We start from the raw sequence: 17,051 nt of genomic DNA, 5'->3' as shown, positions 1-17,051 counted from the left end.
ACGCGTTCTCCCGGCCCGGGGAGTATCACAGTCCGTCGCGGGGCACCTTTGTGCCGCCGTACCTGGCCGCCAGTTCCGCCGCCGTCCGGGCGATCCTCGCGCGCAGTTCCGGTGGTTCCAGAACCTCGATGCCGCTGCCCAGGCGCAGGAACTCGGCGTGGGCGTGGTCGACGGATTCGATGGTGACGCTGACGCGGCGCCAGCCGTCCGCTTCCGGTGCGGCCTCGTCCTGGGCCGTCCCGGGGAGCGTGACCCCCGGGGCCACCCGCACCACGGCCCGGTCCGCGCGCAGCCGGCGGTGGAAGTCGCGCTGGTAGGCGGTCCAGTAACGGGCCAGATCGAAGTCCTCCGGGCGGGTGAACTCCTCGTCCGTGGCGGACAGCCGCAGGATCTGGTCTACGCGGTAGGCGCGCGGGCCCGGGCCCGCGACCACGTACCAGCGCCCCGCCTTGAGGACCAGCCCGTACGGCTCCAGGCGGCGCTCCACATCGGTGGGCTCGCGCCAGCGCCGGTACAGGACGTTCAGCACCCGGCCGTTCCAGACCGCGTCGGCCACCGCCGGCAGGAACGGCGTCTCGTCCGCACCCGCGTACCAGCCGGGCGCGTCGAGGTGGAAGCGGCCGCTGATCCGGTCCGCGTGGACACGCAGCTCCGGCGGCAGGGCGGCACGGACCTTGAGCCGGGCGGCGGCCAGCACGGAACCGAGTCCGAGCTGCGCGGCGGCGCCCGGGGCGCCGGCCAGGAAGAGGGCCTCGGCCTCACCGGCGGTGAGGCCGGTGAGCCGGGTGCGGTAGCCGTCGAGGAGACGGTAGCCGCCGGCATGGCCCGCGTCCCCGTACAGCGGGACACCGGCCGCGCTCAGCGCCTCGACGTCCCGGTACACCGTGCGCACCGACACCTCCAGTTCCTCGGCGAGCTGGGCGGCGGTCATCCGGCCGCGGGCCTGGAGCAGCAGGAGGATGGAGACGAGACGGCTGGACTTCACTGACACAGGATGTCAGGGGACCGGCCCTACCGTCCCGGCATGCCATTCAGCGAGAAACTGCTGACCGTGCCCCCGCCCCTCGAAGTCGCCGGGCGGCACGTCAAGCGCTACCACGTCACCGCGGACCCCGCGGGCATCGAGCCCGAGGTCGAGAAGGCGGCCTACGCGATCCTGCCGGAGCTGCTGCCGGAGCCGGACGGCACGCCGCCGGCGACGTTCGTCGTGCTGCACCGGGGCGGTGACGACGGCGCCTACCTGAACGTGTACAGCTGGGTGTGGGACAACGTCCTGCACTTCAGGGGCGCGGCGGCGGGCCAGCCGGTGCTGGGCTGCCCGGACCGCGACCCGACGCACTTCATCACTCCCGGACTGCCCTGGATCGGCTGCGTCTGGGAGCTGCCGCCGATCCTGCACGAGCGGGACGCCTGGGTGCGGCACCTGCTGGCCCCCGATGTGCCCGACCTCATCGCCTACTTGGCCGACTCACTGCCCGAGGGCACCACAGGGGACCGCACGGCGGGGCCAACTGGCTGACCAACCGGGTCGGGGACTTCACCCGGGCTTGCGGAACGCCCGCAGGCTGAACACCGGGTCGGGGCGTGGCCGGTCCTGGTCGGGCAGGCGCGCCAGCCGCCGGGCGAACTCCTCCGCGAGGGGCTCGCCCGGCGGCAGGGTGACGAACCAGCCCCGGCGCAGGTCGGCGATGGTGCGGCGCGGGCTGCGGCCCTGGCCGTGTCCGGTGAACCGGGCCCGCCCGGCCGGGACCAGGCCGTGGGCGGCGGCGTGGGCCTCGACGTCCGCCGCCGCGTCCCGGGCCGGGCTGGGCGGCCGGGGGGACAGGACGACATCGATGTCGCTGCCCACGTTGTGGGAGGCGGCCTTGTCGACCGTCGTGACGTACACCCCGCCGGGGCGCAGCACCCGGGCGCACTCGCCGACGATGGCCCGCACCTCGGCGGGCCCGGCGGCCAGGTGCAGCAGCCACACGGTGCAGACGGCGTCGAACTGCCCGTCGCCGAAGGGCAGTCCGCGGCTGTCGGCGCGGACGACGGCACCGGGCAGCCGGGCGGCGGCCTGGCGGACCATCGCGGGGGCGAGGTCGACGCCGGTCACCCGCATGCCGGGGCGCGCGGCCGCGAGCCGCCGGGTCACGATGCCGGTGCCGCAGGCGACGTCGAGCAGGCCGCGCGCCTGGCGCGGTACGAGCCCGAGCACCGCGTCGGCGGCGGCCGCCGCCCGGGGCTCGCCGCCGCGGGAGGCGTCGTACCGCTCCGCTTCCTTGTCGTAGTCGAGCACGCGGTCAGTGTGCCCCGTGTCCGGGGGCCAGGTCCTCCACCTTGCGGGCGAGTTCGAAGTCCTTCTCGGTGACGGCGCCGCCCGCGCTGTGCGTGTGCACGGACAGGGCGACGGTGTGGTAGCCGAGCGTGAGGTCGGAGTGGTGGTCCAGTTCCTCCTGGACCTGGGCGATGTGCACGACCATCGCCGTCGCGGCGAAGTGCGAGCCGAGCCGGTAGGAGCGGGTGAGGCGGTCCCCGTCGAGGGACCAGCCGGGCAGTTCGGCCAGCCGGTCCTCGATCTCCTGGCGCGACAGCGGTTCGACGGGCATGGGCTGTGTTCCTTCCCTCACTGCGGGTGTCCTCGTCGCCTCTCAGCCTGCCACAGCGTGACGTCCCAGACCCTGGTCAGAGCGCCGCGCCCTGTCCGCCGCGGCCGGTTCTCGGTTACGGTCCCGGCATGACCACTCACCCGTCCACCGCGCAGCGGGGCGTCGGTCCCCTGCTGCGGGCCTGGCGGGAGCGGCGGCGGGTCAGCCAGCTGGAGCTGGCCCTGCGCGCGGACTCCTCGGCCCGCCACATCAGCTTCGTCGAGACGGGCCGGTCCCGGCCCAGCGAGGAGATGGTGCTGCGGCTGGCCGAGCACCTGGACGTCCCCGTGCGGGAGCGCAACGCGCTGCTGATGGCGGCCGGTTACGCCCCGCGCTACCCGGAGACCCCGCTGGACGACCCGGCGCTGGGCCCGCTGCGCGAGGGCATCGAGCGGCTGATCGGCGGGTACGAGCCGTATCCGGCGCTGGTGGTGGACGCGCGGTACGACGTGGTGGCGGCCAACCGCGGGATCATGGCGCTGGTCGACGGCGTCTCGCCGGCCCTGCTGGAGCCGCCGCTGAACGCGATGCGGCTGGCGCTGCACCCGGAGGGCCTCGCACCCCGGATCCGGAACCTGCGCGCCTGGCGCGGGCATCTGCTGGAGCAGATGGAACGGCAGATCGCGCTGCACCGCTCCGAGCCGCTGCGGGCGCTGTACGAGGAGGTCGCGGCGTATCCGGTGCCGGACGAGGACCCGGCCGACGAGCCCGGTGAGCCGGTGCCGTACTTCGCGCTGCCGCTGCGGATCGAGCACGGAGGGCGGACCCTGTCGTTCATCTCCTCGATCTCCACGTTCAACACGCCGATGGACGTGACCGTCGCCGAGCTGGCCGTGGAGACGCTGCTCCCGGCCGACCCGGCGACCGCCAAGTACCTTCAGCAGTCCATTTCCTGACGGGCTTTCAGGGCGACGTGCTGGAGCACGGCGAAGCCGGCCACGGTCAGCGCCTGGAGGACTGTCCACACGGCGCCCGCCGTGCTCGGCGAGAGCCACAGCGCCAGGGCCACCAGGCTCAGCGCCGTCCAGGCGAGGTTGGCCTCGACGACCGCCCGCACGCCGAGCGCGGGCGGCCGGCGGCGGGCGGCCAGCAGGCCCACGCCGGTCGCGTACACGGCGAGGAAGGCGCCCAGCGCGAGCAGCAGCGTCGCGTCGGCCCCGAGGAACCGTCCCAGCGGGCCGGACAGGGCGAGGTAGGCGAGCGCGTTGGCGCCGGTCACGACGGCGTCCAGGGCCAGGAAGCGGCGCAGCGCGGACTGCGGCTCGGTGGTCCGGGCGAGCGCGGCGAGCTGGGTCGTGGACATGGGACATCATCCTCCGTCGGTTGCGGTGCCTGACCGGGCCGGCACGTGCGGGCTCGTCCGGTCGGCTGGTGTGCGGCCGGGCGGGTGGTGCGGCCGGGGCCGGGTCCCGGGCCGGAGTGCGCCGGCCCGGGACCCGGTGTGTTCACGATCCCGCGCGGGCGGCGGCCGGTCGATTACCCGTGGGGTAATGCCGCCGCGCGCCCCTGCTCCGCGATCTCCATGCCGTCGGGCCTGTGGTGCGAGCGGCCGGGCGTGCCACACTGATCGCGGACGTGGCACGTTGGGGAGGCGTGGCGTGAGTGAACGGCGGGCCGCACCCACCGTGGGCCAGGTGGTGCTGGGCAAGCGGCTGCAGGAACTGCGCGAGGTGGCGGGCCTCAGCCGTGAGGAGGCCGCGCGGGTGCTGCGCGTCGCCCCGGCGACGGTCCGGCGGATGGAGACCGCCGACGTCGCGCTGAAGATCCCGTACGTGCAGATCCTGCTGACCGCGTACGGAGTCGCCGAGGACGAGGTGAGCGCGTTCGTCGAGTTCGCCGAGGAGGCGAACCGGCCCGGCTGGTGGCAGCGGTTCCACGACGTGCTGCCCGAGTGGTTCAGCCTGTACGTGAGCCTGGAGGGCGCCGCCCGGATCATCCGGTCCTACGAACCGCACTTCGTGCCCGGGCTGCTGCAGACCGAAGGGTACGCGCGTGCCGTGCTGGAGTCCGGCACCATCGCGAACGCCGGTCCCGAGGCGGTGGAGCGGCACGTGTCGCTGCGGATGGAGCGGCAGCGACTGCTGGAGCGCCCCGATCCGCCGCACCTGTGGGTGATCATGGACGAGACGGTGCTGCGCCGCCCGGTGAGCATCGACGGCCGGGTGATGCGCGACCAGCTGGACAGGCTGCTGGAGTACGCCGCGCGGGACCGCGTCACGCTCCAGGTCGCCGAGTTCGCGGACGGTCCGCATCCGGGGACGTACGCGCCGTTCTCGCTGTTCCGCTTCGCCGAGCCCGAGCTGCCGGACATGGTGTTCACCGAGTACCTGACCGGCGCGCTGTACCTCGACTCCCGCAAGGAGGTCTCGGCGCACCTGGAGGTCCTGGATTACATGACCGCCCGCGCCGGCTCCACGCAGCGCACCCAGGCGCTGCTGCGGCGGTACCGCGACAGCTTCTGAGGCGGCTGCCCGATCCCGTCCCAGGTCACTCCCCGCCCGACGTCATGGCACGGGTACTGACCCGTACGGGCGCCGCCGGCAGGTGTGCCCCCCGGGCCGCCCCTAGCGTCGGCATCACGGGGCAGCCCAGGGAGCGCACGCGAAGGAGATCCGATGCCCGGATTCGAGGTGCTGTACCAGGCGGCCGCGCTGTGCCTGATGTTCCCCGACGACGACTTCCGCACCCGGCTGCCGCTGCTGCGCGAAGCCGCGCCGCAGCTGCGGGAGTTCGCCGACCACGCGGCGCTGACCCCGCCGCGCGAGCTGGCGGCGCACTACGTCGAGGTGTTCGAGGCGGAGCCGGACCACAGTCTGTATCTCAGCGCGTGGCGCGAGGCGGCCCCCACGCCCTCCGAGGAGCTGTACCGCTCGCACGGCCTGGAGACCACCGGCGAGGAACCGCCGGACTTCCTCCCGGCGGTCCTGGAGTGCGCGGCCCGCACCGGCGACACCCAGCTCCTGGCGGACCACCACGACGGCCTGGACCTGCTCCGCGTCCGCCTCACCGATTTCGGCACGCCGTACGCGACCGTGCTGGACGCGGTGTGCGCGACCCTGCCGCCCACCGCATCGGACCGCTAGGGGCGTCGCGGGGCGGGAGGGACTGTGCGGACCCGCCCTAAGCGGCGCCGCCCTTCTCGTCGCGGCGGTCGTGCTCGTCGTCCACGATCTCCGCGTCGACCACGCCCTCCTCGTCCTGTGGCGGGGTGGGGGTGTCCTCCGCGGGGGCCTGCTGGGGCTGGGACCGGGCGTACATCGCCTGGCCCATCTTCTGGCTGACCGCGGCGAGTTCCTCGACGCCGGTGCGCAGTTCGGCGGTGTCCGCCTGCCGGTCGAGTCGTGCCTTGAGGTCGGCGACGGCGGCCTCGACCTCCGCCGTGGTGTCGGCCGGGATCTCGTCGGCGTTGTCGCGGAGGAACTTCTCGGTCTGGTAGACGAGTTGCTCGGCCTGGTTGCGGGTCTCGGCGGCCTCGCGGCGTTTGCGGTCCTCCTCGGCGTACTGCTCGGCCTCGCGCATCATGCGGTCGATGTCGTCCTTGGGCAGGGCCGAGCCGCCGGTGACGGTCATCTTCTGTTCGCGGCCGGTGGCCATGTCCTTGGCGGACACGTGCATGATGCCGTTGGCGTCGATGTCGAAGGCCACCTCGATCTGTGGGACGCCGCGCGGGGCCGGCGGCAGTCCGGTGAGGTCGAAGACGCCGAGCTTCTTGTTGTAGGCGGCGATCTCGCGTTCGCCCTGGTAGACCTGGATGCCGACCGAGGGCTGGTTGTCGGCGGCGGTGGTGAAGATCTCCGAACGCCGGGTGGGGATCGTGGTGTTGCGCTCGATCAGCTTCGTCATGATGCCGCCCTTGGTTTCGATGCCCAGGGACAGCGGGGTGACGTCGAGCAGCAGCACGTCCTTGACGTCGCCGCGCAGGACGCCCGCCTGGAGCGCGGCCCCGAGGGCCACGACCTCGTCGGGGTTGACGCCCTTGTGCGGGTCCTTGCCGGTCAGCTCCTTCACGAGGTCCGTCACGGCGGGCATGCGGGTCGAGCCACCGACGAGGATGACGTGGTCGATCGCCGAGAGCTGCACACCGGCATCCCGGACCGCCTGGTGGAACGGGGCCTTGCAGCGGTCGAGGAGGTCCTCGGTGAGCTCCTGGAACTGGGCCCGGGTCAGCTTCTCGTCCAGGTGCAGCGGCCCCTCGGCGGAGGCCGTGATGTACGGCAGGTTGATCGTCGTCTCGGTGGAGCTGGACAGCTCGATCTTCGCCTTCTCGGCACCCTCGCGCAGCCGCTGCACGGCCATCTTGTCCTTGGCCAGGTCGACGCCGTACTGCCCTTTGAAGCGCTTGATCAGGTACTCGACGATGCGCTGGTCCCAGTCGTCGCCGCCCAGGTGTGTGTCGCCGTTGGTGGCCTTCACCTCGATGACGCCCTCGCCCATATCCAGCAGCGAGACGTCGAAGGTGCCGCCGCCCAGGTCGAAGACGAGGACCGTCTGGTCGTTCTCCTTGTCCAGGCCGTAGGCGAGGGCCGCGGCCGTCGGCTCGTTGATGATCCGCAGGACCTTCAGGCCCGCGATCTCCCCGGCCTCCTTGGTGGCCTGCCGCTGGGAGTCGTCGAAGTACGCGGGGACGGTGATCACCGCGTCGGTGACGTCCTCGCCGAGGTAGGACTCGGCGTCCCGCTTCAGTTTCTGCAGCACCCGCGCGGACAGCTCCTGCGCGCGGTAGCGGGTGCCGTCGATGTCGCCCTGCCCGGGGAAGCGCCACTGCGGGTCGCCCATGTACCGCTTGACCGAGCGGGCCGTGCGCTCCACGTTCGTCACGGCCTGCCGCTTGGCGACCTCGCCGACCAGCACCTCGCCGTTCTTGGCGAACGCCACGACCGAGGGCGTGGTCCTGGCCCCCTCCGCGTTGGCGATGACGGTGGGCTCACCGCCCTCCAGCACGGCGACCACCGAGTTCGTGGTTCCGAGGTCGATCCCGACCGCACGTCCCATCGCTGTCCCCTTCCGCCAGGGCGCTCCGCACACTCTCCAGCACAAAACTTGAGTGCGCCGTTGTCAATGCCACGTGGGGGTGACCGGGCCGCGCAGCGCCACCGCGCGCCGGGGCCGGTCGGTGACGAGCACGTCGACGCGCGGGTGGGCGAGGAAGGCGCGCATGAGGGTGTCGTCGTTGACCGTCCACACCATGGTGAACAGGCCGCGCCGGGCCGCCTCGCGCAGTACGTTCGCCCTGGCCAGCCGCTGGTGCACGGCGACGCCGTGGGCTCCGCAGGCCCGGATGCGGCGGGCCGGGAACAGTTCGCTCAGCCGGGTCCCGGGCAGCCGGGCCAGGGCCAGCTCGCTGCGGTCACGGCCCAAGGACAGGGCGGTGCGCACCCGGGGGTGGGACCGGGTGACGGCGGCGACGGAACGGTCCTCCAGGGTCGTCACGACGAGACCGTCCTCGCCCAGCAGGGCGACCGCCCGGTCGAGCACCTCCCGCTCGTAGCCCACCTCCTTCAGGTCCAGGTGTGCCACCAGCTTCCCGGCGATCAGCGCCATGACCTCCTCGACCACGGGCACGTCATGACCGGCCCGCTCGCTCAGCTCGGCGTGGGTGAGCGCGGACAGCGGCGGCCCGGCGGGGCCGGCCCGGGGATCGTGGTGGACGACGAGGACACCGTCGCCCGTGCGCCGGACGTCGAACTCGACGTACTCGGCGCCGGACTCCAGGGCGTCCCGGTACGCCTCCCAGGTGGCGGCGCCGGCGCGCTCGGAGCCGCCCCGGTGGGCGGAGACGGCGGGGCGTGGCGTCATGGCCGGGGACTCCGGAAGGGCGGGCGCGGGGGCGGGACGGGGGCGAAGTCGTCGTCGGGGGCGGGCGGCAGCGGGCCGGAGCCGGCACGGACCCGCCTGAGCAGGATCCAGCCGATCAGGGCGAGGACGACGAAGGGCGGCCAGGCCGGCGCGTAGGCCGTTCCGTAGGCGCGCAGGCCGGGGATGGAGCGGTGCTCGTCCACGTTCGTGCCGTTCACGCCGAAGAAGGCCGGCAGCAGCGTCGGCGGCAGGGCGATCAGGGTGGCGGCGGCGACCGGGCCGGAGACGGTGCGGTCGCGGCGGTCGTCTCGCTCGGCGAGTTGGGCGTCCAGGGCGGCGGAGCGTGCGCTGATCACCGAGGTGAGGCGCTCGACCGTGGGGGCCGAGTTCTCCAGGCTGCCGCGGATGCCCAGGGCGTCGCCCCGCCAGGACTGGAAGGCCTCGGTGATCATCAGGATCCGCAGGGACGCCAGGCCGAGGCCGTGGTCGCCGTGCGGCAGCCGCAGCCGCCCGGGCGCCATCCGCTCGTCGAGGACCGGCAAGGGGAGCACGTCCTGGCTGGTCATCAGGTGGGAGGCGAAGCGGCCGTGGTCGTAGCGGTCGACGAGGGCGCCGAGGGCGGTGTCCCGGGGGTGCAGCCGGCCGGACAGGCTGAACAGCAGCAGGACGCGGGTCCGCTCCCGGGCGGCGGAGTCGGGCACCGAAGCGCTGGTGGACGTTCCCGGCAGCATCGCGTTCCTTCCGGCCCGTCGGTGGCGAAGCGACTGGTTTTCTACCCCGGCCCCGCGCGGCGAACCGGCGACGCCCGCCCGGCGCTCGCCGGGCGAAGCCGCCAGGTCAACCCGGCCCGGCCCGCGCCGCACCGGGCCACGGGCGGCACACGGCCGCACGCGGTCCCCGGCGGATCGCTGCACGAGGGTCGCGCCCCGGCGACACGGCCTCACGCGGCCGGGGCGGGCCGCTTCCGCGACAACGGCGTCAGGCGGGCCGCCCCGGTGCGCGCCCGCGCGGTGTCACACGGGCCGTGCCCCCGAGGGCGGGCCCGCGTGACGCCGGTGGGTGAGGTCAGGCGAGCTTGGCGGTCAGGGTGATGGGCGTGGCCTTCAGGGCCTGGCTGACCGGGCAGCCGACCTTGGCCTCCTCCGCGGCGGCGAGGAAGGCCTCCTCGTCCATGCCCGGGACGGTGCCCTCGACGGTCAGGTGGATGCCGGTGATGCCCTCACCCGGCTGGAACGTGACGTCCGCCGAGGTCACCAGCTTGGTCGGCGGGGTGCCGGCCTTGTCGAGGATGTTGGAGAAGGCCATCGAGAAGCAGCTGGAGTGGGCTGCGGCGATCAGCTCCTCCGGGCTGGTCTTCCCGCCCGGCTCCTCGGTACGGGCCGCCCAGGAGACCGGCTGCTCGGTGAGAATGCCCGAGGAGTCGAAGGTGACGACACCGTTGCCCTTGAAGAGGTTGCCTTCCCACACCGTGTGGGCGGAGCGCGTGGCTGCCATGACGCATCCTTTCGATGAGTATCCGGAACCCGGTCGTTCGGGGTTCCTCACCCCATCCGATCACACTCCGGCTCAACTCACGCGGAAGACCGGTCCTCTGGCGCTGAACGGCAGCCGCGCTCCGGCCGGGATCAGGTAGGCGTGCTCGCGCCGCACCCGCAGGGTGTCGCACCAGCCGTCGGTGATGACCAGGACGGGCGCGCCGGGCGGGAAGTCGTCCGCGCGGTGCAGCAGGTCGACGCCGGGCTGCAGGACGGTGCCGCCGCGGCCGTGCACCCGGACCCGCCCGGCGATCTCCGTCACGGGCAGATAGCCGGCGTCGTGCGGGGCCGCGTCGCAGAACACGACCCGGGCGGCCGGTACGTCACGGGCCTCGGCGTAGGAGGCGATCGCGCCCAGCGCCTTGCCGAGCAGGACGCGGTCCATGGAGCCGGAGGTGTCCAGGACCACGCCGAAGGTGCAGCGGGCGATCTCCTCGGGCGGGAAGTACCGCCCGGCGCGCGGGATGTCGGGCGTGGAGGCCTGGCGCCGCGAGGGCCGGGCGTAGGAACGGACGGGTTCGGGGCGGGGCACGAACTCGTCGAACCAGCGTGCCAGGCGCGCGTCCCAGGGCAGCGGCGGGTGGCTCAGCGCCCGGATCTCCTCGACCAGCCCGCCGGGCAGGAAGCCGCGCTCCTGCCGCTGGTGCAGGTCCAGGCCCTGGGCGAGGCCGCGGCGGTAGAACGCGTCGAGGTCGACGTAGTCACGGGGCGAGCCGAGCGGACCGCCGAGGATGTCCCCCACGCCCTTGCCGCGCAGGGTGGCCGGCCGGCGCCGGCGGCGCAGGTCGCCGGCGATGCGGTCGTAGACCTCCTCGGCGGACAGGCCGGCGAGCTGCGGGTCGTACAGCAGCCCCTCGGGCATGGTGCCGACCTCCATCTCGGTCAGCCAGCCGTTGACGACGTAGTCGCAGGCGACGTTGAACAGATAGGGATCGCGGGTGCCGCAGCGGTCGCCGTGGCGCAGGGCGGCGTGCAGCATCTCGTGGGCGAGGACGAACCGCCACTCCTCGTCCTCGAAACCGCGCAGGGGGTTGATGTAGATCTCGCCCGCCTCGGCGTCGACCGCGGCGACCGCGATGCCGTGGGCGCGGGCGACTTCGGCGTCGGCGACCAGCTTGATGCCGGCCGCGATGCCGCCGAGCAGCGGGTAGGAGGAGATGAACCAGCTCAGCGCCCGCTGCCAGGGGCGCTGAGCTGGCGTCTCGCCGTCCAGGCTGTCGCGGCGCCCGCCGGCCATGTCCATCGCGGCGGACACGGTCCGGGTCAGGGCGGTGGCGAAGGCCAGCTGCCAGTCGGGCGGCCGGGACCAGCCCGTCCACGGCACCAGCACCTGGTCGGGCTCGCCGCCGGCCGTGCCGCAGCGCTCGTAGACCGGCGGCAGTCCGTCGCGCCGCCAGCGGGCGGCGAGCCGCTCCTCGTCGCCGTCCGGGTAGGCGGCGGGCAGGTGCTCGGGGGTCTCGCCGACGGTGAAGCCGAGCAGGAAGCGGTTGACCACGACGCAGCGTGCGGCGAGGTCGAAGCGGTCGGGCTGGACGCGCTCGCCCTTGACCGCGGGGACGTGGCCGAAGCCCAGGTGCAGCACGGCGTGGGCGAGCGCCCAGGCCCAGGCGGCGGGCTCGGCGAGCCGGTCCGGGTGGACGTGCAGGTCGCCGTCGGAGTCGACGGCGACGAGCCCGTCGCGGGGCGCGAAGCGGCACTCCTCCTGGCGGCAGACGTCGAACTCCACGGCCGCGAGAGCGGGGTTGGCCCGCATCAGCCGCATACCCTCGGCGAACGCCTCCCCCGCGAGGTCCCGCTTCTTCTTGCGCTGGTCCTTGCCGTGGCCGCGGCTCACCGCCGCGCCTCCACCAGCCGGGGCATGTCCCGGGCCGCCTCGACGAGGAACCAGGAGGGCAGCACGGGGTTGCCGTCGGCGTCGGAGGCGATGACGGTCTGGGCGACCTCGACGGAGATCTCGGCGAGCTGCACCAGCAGCGACTTGGCGCGGTAGGCGGTCTGCCGGCCGTTCGCCGACATGTGCTCCTTGCTGGCGGGCAGTTCCTTGACGAGGCGGCCGCGGAAGGAGTCGGCGAGGTAGTAGAGCAGGTCACGGTCCTCCGGGCGGTTGGGCCAGCGGGCGTCGCCCTTGATGATCGCCTCGATGCCGTAGCGGCTGCGCACGATCTTGACGTAGCCGCAGAAGGCCTGCGCGTGCGCGGGCGTGAGCGTGCCGTGCGCGAGGACCCGCAGCGTCTCCTCGTCGAGGTCCCGGCCGAAGGAGTGCAGGGCGTCGGAGAGCATGTGCCAGGAGCGGGGCGTGGAGAACGGCTCCTCCGTCTTCGGCGGCTTGGACCACAGGTGGTCGGGCCGGTCGGTGAGGTGGTCCACGATCCACGGGTGGATGCCGTTGCCCCCGGCCCAGGCCAGCCAGTCCTTGGCTGAGGCCTCCAGATGGACGTGGGTGAGCCGGTTGACCAGCGCGGAGGCGATGGGCCGGGCGAGCGCGTTGTCGGTGGCGCGGTTGCCGGCGCCGATGACGATCGAGCCCTCGGGCAGCTCGTAGGTGCCGATGCGGCGGTCCAGGATCAGCGAGTAGAACGCCTTCTGCACGTCCGGCGTGGCCGCGTTGAGCTCGTCCAGGAACAGGCAGTACGGCTCGTCCCGGGCGATGGCCTCCGGCGGGCAGAACACCGAGCGGCCGTCGCGGATCTGCGGGACGCCGATGAGGTCCTCGGGGGCGAGCTGGGTGCCCAGCAGGCTCACGCACTGAAGGCCCAGCGACTCGGCGAAGTTCCGCACGAGGGAGGACTTCCCGATGCCGGGGGCGCCCCAGATGAAGACCGGCCGGACCGTGGCCAGGCCCAGCAGCAGGTCCGGGATGCGGGCGGGCGTGACCGTGACGGCTGCCTGCAAAGCAGCTACTCCTTGCGGGTGTTCGAGAAGGACGCTCGGGTGTGCGGCGTCCGGTACGAACAGTGTGGGCGTACGGCCCGCAAGGCGCAGCCGATTTTCAGGCGGCGCGCTCCTGCTCGCCGGCCTCCAGCGGCACCTGCGGTCCGTTCGACTCGCGCAGCCAGCGCCGCAGCACCCGGTGCACCCGCTCGGCGCCGACGAGTTCCGCCCCGTCCCCGACGGGCGCGGACAGCGTGAGCGGCGACAGCAGGAAGGGCTTGCCCTGGGCGCCGCCGAGCCCGCCGTGGGAGCCGATCTGCTCCTCGAAGGCGAGGACTTCGCCGTCGGCCGGGTCGTGGAAGGAGTTGACCATGATGTCGGCGGCGTGCGGGAAGGAGTGCGTGCGGCGGACCGCGTCGGCGGCGCCCCGGCCGAACGCGGCGAGCGGGCCCGGGTCGTCGTCGAGGTCGGCCAGCGGGATCTCGGCCCCGTACGCGCCGAGCACGACCCCGCCGTGCTGCTCGCTGCGCACCAGCAGGAAGCCGATGCCGGGGTGGTTGGCGAGGGTCGGCAGCAGCGCGGGGTGGCGGGCGTCGATCTCCTCCTTGCTCATCCGGTGGGTGATGTCCGGGAAGGAGACCAGACCGAGGTTGCCCGAGGCCAGCACGATCGGTTCCTCGCGGCGCACGGGCCGGTGCCGCTCGCGGCCCTCCTCGACCGGTATGCGCAGCGCGGCGCGGACGGCGGCGCGGGCCTCCGCCCCGCTGCGGGTGCGCTCGGCCCGGCGCGGCACGGGCAGTCCGCAGCCGGCCCGCACCAGGTCGCCGAGGGTGAGGCCGTAGCGGGAGCGGAAGGTCTCGCCGGGGCTCTGGCCGTGGTCGGACAGCACGACGATCCGGTACGGGCGCGGGGCGTGCTCGGCGACGTTCTCGATCAGGGCGAGGCAGCGGTCCAGGCGCTGCAGGACCTTCCGCGCGTCGCGGCTCGCCGGTCCTGAGTGGTGGGCGACCTCGTCGTAGGCGACCAGGTCGGCGTAGACGGCGGTGCGTCCGGCGAGCATGTCGCCGGTGACGGCGGCGACGACGACGTCCCGCTCGACGACGGTCGCGAAGGCGCGGACGAGCGGGTAGAGGCCGCCGCGGGAGACGCGCGGCCGCTGCTTGCGGAGGCGGGCCCGGGTGGACTCGCCGATCTCCCGGCCGACCTCGGCGAGGAAGGACAGTGCCGTGCGCACGGCGTTGGCCGGGTCGGAGAAGTAGGCGAAGTAGCCGTCGCGGGAACGGTTCTCGCGGCTGCGGCGGCGGGTGGCGATGGACAGCACCAGGGCCTGCTGGTCGGCGCCGCCGCCGAAGAGGTTGCCGCGGCTGGCGCCGTCCACGGTGAGCAGGCCGCCGTGCCCGGCGTATCCGACGGCGCGGCGCTGGAGTTCGGCGGCGCTGGTCGGGCGGTTGCAGACGACGATCTCGCGGGTGTCCTTCTCGTACCAGCGGAAGGCCGGGACGTCGTGATTGCTGCCGTGCAGGATGCCGAGCTGGCTGGCGCCGGTCTGGCTGGACCAGTCGGTGCGCCAGGGGGTGAGCCGGTGGCTGGGGCGGCCGCCGGGGCCCGGGCTGAGCCAGCGGGCGACGGTGGGCATCAGGCCCTCGCCGACCGCGTCGAGCAGCGTGTCGTGGCCGACGCCGTCCAGTTGCAGGAAGACCGTACCGGGACTGGACGGGCAGGGCGGCCCGGACCGGCGGCGACGGCGGTCGGAGAGGCGGTAGAGCCGGCGGCGGTAGGCGTCGTCGTCGCGGACGGCCAGGGCGGCGCCGGTCGCGGACGCCACGGCCGACATCACCGCGGCGACCACGACGGCGGTCTCCGGGGCGGCGGCGCCGCGCTCGGCGGGGTTGAGGTTCAGGGCGAGCAGCAGCAGCGCCCCGTTCAGGAAGAAGACCAGCAGGCCCAGCACGAGCGCGGGTACGAGGAGCAGCAGCCGCACCAGCAGCGGCCACACCACGGCCGACAGCACGCCGAAGGCACCGGCGCCGGACGCGGCCGTGACGGCGATGTCGGTCGCGCTGTCGCCGTCCGCCGAGCGGAGCCGGAAGTCGGGCAGGATGCCGGCGAGCACCAGCATCGTGACGGTGGAAACCGCCCACACGGCGACGCTGCGCCCCACCTGACTGGCGGCCCGCCGCCACCACACGCCCCGCACGCCCAGCCACCTCACGTCCCGGCCCGCCGCGTCCACGGGCTTTCCCCCACCCTGTCACAACGCCCGGGAGGGCTCGTTCGTCCCCGGTTCCCACCCCTCGCCGGGGACTTCAGCGGCCGTCGTACCCGGCCGTCGGCATCGACAGCCGGCGGTGCACACACGCCTTCATCGCCGCGTCGTACGCCGGTTCCGCGTGGCCCACCGTCTCGACCCGCACGCCGCGCCGCGCGCACTCCGCGGTGAACTCCTCGACGGAGGCGAGCGCGCTCTCCAGGACCCGCCGGCTGGGTGCCACGAACAGGTCGAGGCCGGGCCGGACGCCGTCCCACAGGGCGTCGTGGTCGGGCCGCAGCCCGCGCACCAGCAACTCGCGGCTGACGGTGTAGCCCCGCTCGGCGGCCCAGCGGGCGCACATCGCGTGCTGGCTGCGGGAGTCGACCAGGAACGGGTCCTGGTCCAGCTCCTCCAGCGGCGTCAGACTCGCGATCGCCGTGACCCGCACCGGCCCCATGGCGTCCCCCCTCACCTCCGGTTTCGCCGCCGACCCTACTCCTGCACGTAGGCTTCGGGGAGTCGCGCGAAGGAGGCAAAGAAGTGCCGGTGGAGATCACCTGGTGGGGTCACGCCACTTGCACCGTCGAGGACTCGAACGTGCGCGTGCTCACCGACCCGTTGTTCGCGCGCCGGCTCGCGCACCTGCGCCGCCGGCGCGGGGCCCTGCCGCCCTCCGACGCCCACCGCGCCGACATCGCTCTGGTGTCGCATCTGCACGCCGACCACCTGCACGTGCCGTCGCTGATGCGGCTCGCGCCGGGCACGCGCCTGCTCGCGCCCCGGGGCGCGCGCCGGGCGGTGCCCGCGCTGCGCCGGCTCACCCACCTGCGGGTCGCCGAGGTGGCGCCCGGCGACGAGACGCGGGTCGGGGACGTCGTCGTACGGGCCGTGCCGGCGCGGCACGACGGGCGGCGGCTGCCGCTCGGGCCGCACCGCTCCCCCGCCCTCGGCTACGTCATATCCGGCGAGGCCCGCACCTACTTCGCCGGGGACACCGGGCTCTTCGACGAGATGGCCAAGGAGGTCGGGCCGGTCGAGGCGGCGCTGCTGCCGGTGGGCGGCTGGGGGCCGTACCTGGGCGAGGGGCATCTGGACGCGGGCCGGGCGGCACAGGCACTGGCGCGCCTCGGGGCGCGCAGCGCGGTGCCGGTGCACTACGGCACGTACTGGCCGATCGGGATGGACGCCGTGCGCCCCCACGAGTTCCACGCGCCGGGGGACGAGTTCGTCCGGCTGGCCGCCCGGTACGCGCCCGAGGCGGCGGTGCACCGGCTGCTGCACGGCGAGAGTGTGCGGCTGGAGGCGGCTCTGTGACGTGGTCCGCGCCCGCGGCTGTGGCCGGGCTGCCCCTGCTCGCGGTGCCGGCCGTCACGCCGGCGTCCGTGATACCGGAGGCGACGCAGCAGGCGATCGGGTACCCGACGCTCTTCGTGCTGGTGCTGCTCGGGGCGCTGGTGCCGGTGATCCCGACGGGAGCGCTGGTGAGTTCGGCCGCGGTGGTCGCGGTGCACCAGACGGCGCCGTTCTCGCTGGCGATGGTGTTCGTGACGGCGTCGCTGGCGGCGTTCCTCGGGGACGCGGCGCTGTACTGGCTGGGGCGGCGCGGGCTGACGTCGAAGAACGGCTCGCGCTGGCTGGAGGCGCTGCGGGCGCGGGCGCCGGAGGACCGGCTGGCGCAGGCGCAGGCGAAGCTGGCCTCGCACGGGGTCGCCGTGCTGGTGCTGTCCCGGCTGGTGCCGGCCGGGCGGATTCCGGTGATGCTGGCGTGTCTGCTGGCGAAGTGGCCGCTGCGGCGGTTCTCCCGGGGGAACTTCCCGGCGTGTCTGGCCTGGGCCGTGACGTACCAGCTGATCGGGATTCTCGGCGGGTCGTTGTTCGACGAGCCGTGGGAGGGTGTCGTGGCGGCGATCGGGCTGACCTTGCTGATCAGCGTGGTGCCGAGTGTGGTGCGGCGGGTGCGGTGACGCC

At 73.9% G+C, this 17,051-nt stretch carries 18 protein-coding genes; 6 read left to right on the top strand and 12 right to left on the bottom strand.

Going from position 1 to position 17,051, the window contains the following annotated elements:
- Positions 1–25: 25 nt before the first annotated feature.
- On the bottom strand, positions 26–985 hold the full coding sequence (locus ABTZ58_RS27240; protein WP_351361874.1) for a helix-turn-helix transcriptional regulator: 960 nt from the start codon (positions 983–985) through the stop codon (positions 26–28).
- 39 nt (positions 986–1,024) lie between these two features.
- Here ABTZ58_RS27240 and ABTZ58_RS27235 point away from each other — a divergent pair, with 39 nt between their 5' ends.
- Positions 1,025–1,519 (top strand): hypothetical protein, encoded by a 495-nt coding sequence (locus ABTZ58_RS27235; RefSeq protein WP_351361872.1) that lies wholly within the window; start codon positions 1,025–1,027, stop codon positions 1,517–1,519.
- An 18-nt stretch (positions 1,520–1,537) separates the two neighbouring features.
- Here the strand turns inward: ABTZ58_RS27235 and ABTZ58_RS27230 are convergent, their stop codons facing one another.
- The gene (locus tag ABTZ58_RS27230) at positions 1,538–2,281 is read right to left on the bottom strand and encodes a class I SAM-dependent methyltransferase (RefSeq protein ID WP_351361869.1); all 744 of its coding nucleotides are present in this window, start codon (positions 2,279–2,281) and stop codon (positions 1,538–1,540) included.
- Between the two features lie 4 nt (positions 2,282–2,285).
- The gene (locus tag ABTZ58_RS27225; protein ID WP_351361867.1) at positions 2,286–2,591 is read right to left on the bottom strand and encodes a 4a-hydroxytetrahydrobiopterin dehydratase; all 306 of its coding nucleotides are present in this window, start codon (positions 2,589–2,591) and stop codon (positions 2,286–2,288) included.
- 128 nt (positions 2,592–2,719) lie between these two features.
- Here ABTZ58_RS27225 and ABTZ58_RS27220 point away from each other — a divergent pair, with 128 nt between their 5' ends.
- Positions 2,720–3,526, top strand: a complete 807-nt coding sequence (locus ABTZ58_RS27220) for a helix-turn-helix domain-containing protein (RefSeq protein WP_351361864.1) — start codon at positions 2,720–2,722, stop codon at positions 3,524–3,526.
- Here ABTZ58_RS27220 and ABTZ58_RS27215 read toward each other — a convergent pair.
- The gene (locus ABTZ58_RS27215; RefSeq protein WP_351361861.1) at positions 3,508–3,933 is read right to left on the bottom strand and encodes a hypothetical protein; all 426 of its coding nucleotides are present in this window, start codon (positions 3,931–3,933) and stop codon (positions 3,508–3,510) included. The genes ABTZ58_RS27220 and ABTZ58_RS27215 overlap by 19 nt on opposite strands.
- Positions 3,934–4,228: 295 nt before the next feature.
- On the opposite strand from ABTZ58_RS27215, the gene ABTZ58_RS27210 reads away from it, so the two are divergent.
- A complete protein-coding gene (locus ABTZ58_RS27210; RefSeq protein ID WP_351361858.1) occupies positions 4,229–5,092 on the top strand; it encodes a Sco1979 family transcriptional regulator in 864 nt (287 codons plus the stop codon).
- A 153-nt stretch (positions 5,093–5,245) separates the two neighbouring features.
- Positions 5,246–5,713: a nitrate reductase molybdenum cofactor assembly chaperone gene (locus ABTZ58_RS27205; RefSeq protein WP_351361855.1), complete on the top strand. Its 468-nt coding sequence runs from the start codon at positions 5,246–5,248 to the stop codon at positions 5,711–5,713.
- A gap of 37 nt (positions 5,714–5,750) precedes the next feature.
- Here the strand turns inward: ABTZ58_RS27205 and dnaK are convergent, their stop codons facing one another.
- From dnaK to ABTZ58_RS27165, 8 genes are all read right to left on the bottom strand, one after another.
- Positions 5,751–7,622, bottom strand: coding sequence for a molecular chaperone DnaK (dnaK, locus tag ABTZ58_RS27200; RefSeq protein ID WP_351361852.1), 1,872 nt, complete (start codon positions 7,620–7,622; stop codon positions 5,751–5,753).
- A 63-nt stretch (positions 7,623–7,685) separates the two neighbouring features.
- A complete protein-coding gene (locus ABTZ58_RS27195) occupies positions 7,686–8,426 on the bottom strand; it encodes a glycerophosphodiester phosphodiesterase family protein (RefSeq protein WP_351361849.1) in 741 nt (246 codons plus the stop codon).
- Positions 8,423–9,157: a hypothetical protein gene (locus tag ABTZ58_RS27190; RefSeq protein WP_351361846.1), complete on the bottom strand. Its 735-nt coding sequence runs from the start codon at positions 9,155–9,157 to the stop codon at positions 8,423–8,425. The genes ABTZ58_RS27195 and ABTZ58_RS27190 overlap by 4 nt, the downstream gene beginning before the upstream one ends.
- Positions 9,158–9,491: 334 nt before the next feature.
- Positions 9,492–9,920, bottom strand: coding sequence for an OsmC family peroxiredoxin (locus ABTZ58_RS27185; protein WP_309094191.1), 429 nt, complete (start codon positions 9,918–9,920; stop codon positions 9,492–9,494).
- A 72-nt stretch (positions 9,921–9,992) separates the two neighbouring features.
- Positions 9,993–11,723: a vWA domain-containing protein gene (locus ABTZ58_RS27180; RefSeq protein WP_502996129.1), complete on the bottom strand. Its 1,731-nt coding sequence runs from the start codon at positions 11,721–11,723 to the stop codon at positions 9,993–9,995.
- Between the two features lie 68 nt (positions 11,724–11,791).
- A complete protein-coding gene (locus ABTZ58_RS27175) occupies positions 11,792–12,853 on the bottom strand; it encodes an ATP-binding protein (RefSeq protein ID WP_351361840.1) in 1,062 nt (353 codons plus the stop codon).
- A gap of 97 nt (positions 12,854–12,950) precedes the next feature.
- Complete coding sequence (locus ABTZ58_RS27170) at positions 12,951–15,029, bottom strand: phage holin family protein (RefSeq protein ID WP_351362019.1); 2,079 nt, start codon at positions 15,027–15,029, stop codon at positions 12,951–12,953.
- A gap of 109 nt (positions 15,030–15,138) precedes the next feature.
- Positions 15,139–15,540 carry a hypothetical protein gene (locus ABTZ58_RS27165; protein ID WP_351361837.1) on the bottom strand — a complete coding sequence of 134 codons (402 nt, stop codon included), beginning with the start codon at positions 15,538–15,540 and terminating at the stop codon, positions 15,139–15,141.
- An 83-nt stretch (positions 15,541–15,623) separates the two neighbouring features.
- Here ABTZ58_RS27165 and ABTZ58_RS27160 point away from each other — a divergent pair, with 83 nt between their 5' ends.
- Entirely contained in the window at positions 15,624–16,397 is a 774-nt protein-coding gene (locus ABTZ58_RS27160; protein WP_351361834.1) for an MBL fold metallo-hydrolase, read from the top strand.
- Positions 16,398–16,432: 35 nt separating this feature from the next.
- Positions 16,433–17,047 (top strand): DedA family protein, encoded by a 615-nt coding sequence (locus tag ABTZ58_RS27155; RefSeq protein WP_351362016.1) that lies wholly within the window; start codon positions 16,433–16,435, stop codon positions 17,045–17,047.
- Positions 17,048–17,051: the final 4 nt, after the last annotated feature.

This window comes from Streptomyces sp. NPDC094143 (assembly GCF_040303825.1).
Classification (GTDB): domain Bacteria; phylum Actinomycetota; class Actinomycetes; order Streptomycetales; family Streptomycetaceae; genus Streptomyces.
This window is presented reverse-complemented; position numbering and strand designations above follow the sequence as displayed.

Bases quoted from the DNA above. Each gene is read 5' to 3' on its own strand.
- ABTZ58_RS27180 (WP_502996129.1), bottom strand. From the start codon at position 11,723: ATGCGGCTGATGCGGGCCAACCCCGCTCTCGCGGCCGTGGAGTTCGAC.
- ABTZ58_RS27195 (WP_351361849.1), bottom strand. From the start codon at position 8,426: ATGACGCCACGCCCCGCCGTCTCCGCCCACCGGGGCGGCTCCGAGCGC.
- ABTZ58_RS27190 (WP_351361846.1), bottom strand. From the start codon at position 9,157: ATGCTGCCGGGAACGTCCACCAGCGCTTCGGTGCCCGACTCCGCCGCC.
- ABTZ58_RS27185 (WP_309094191.1), bottom strand. From the start codon at position 9,920: ATGGCAGCCACGCGCTCCGCCCACACGGTGTGGGAAGGCAACCTCTTC.
- ABTZ58_RS27235 (WP_351361872.1), top strand. From the start codon at position 1,025: ATGCCATTCAGCGAGAAACTGCTGACCGTGCCCCCGCCCCTCGAAGTC.
- ABTZ58_RS27225 (WP_351361867.1), bottom strand. From the start codon at position 2,591: ATGCCCGTCGAACCGCTGTCGCGCCAGGAGATCGAGGACCGGCTGGCC.
- dnaK (WP_351361852.1), bottom strand. From the start codon at position 7,622: ATGGGACGTGCGGTCGGGATCGACCTCGGAACCACGAACTCGGTGGTC.
- ABTZ58_RS27220 (WP_351361864.1), top strand. From the start codon at position 2,720: ATGACCACTCACCCGTCCACCGCGCAGCGGGGCGTCGGTCCCCTGCTG.
- ABTZ58_RS27205 (WP_351361855.1), top strand. From the start codon at position 5,246: ATGCCCGGATTCGAGGTGCTGTACCAGGCGGCCGCGCTGTGCCTGATG.
- ABTZ58_RS27215 (WP_351361861.1), bottom strand. From the start codon at position 3,933: ATGTCCACGACCCAGCTCGCCGCGCTCGCCCGGACCACCGAGCCGCAG.
- ABTZ58_RS27165 (WP_351361837.1), bottom strand. From the start codon at position 15,540: ATGGGGCCGGTGCGGGTCACGGCGATCGCGAGTCTGACGCCGCTGGAG.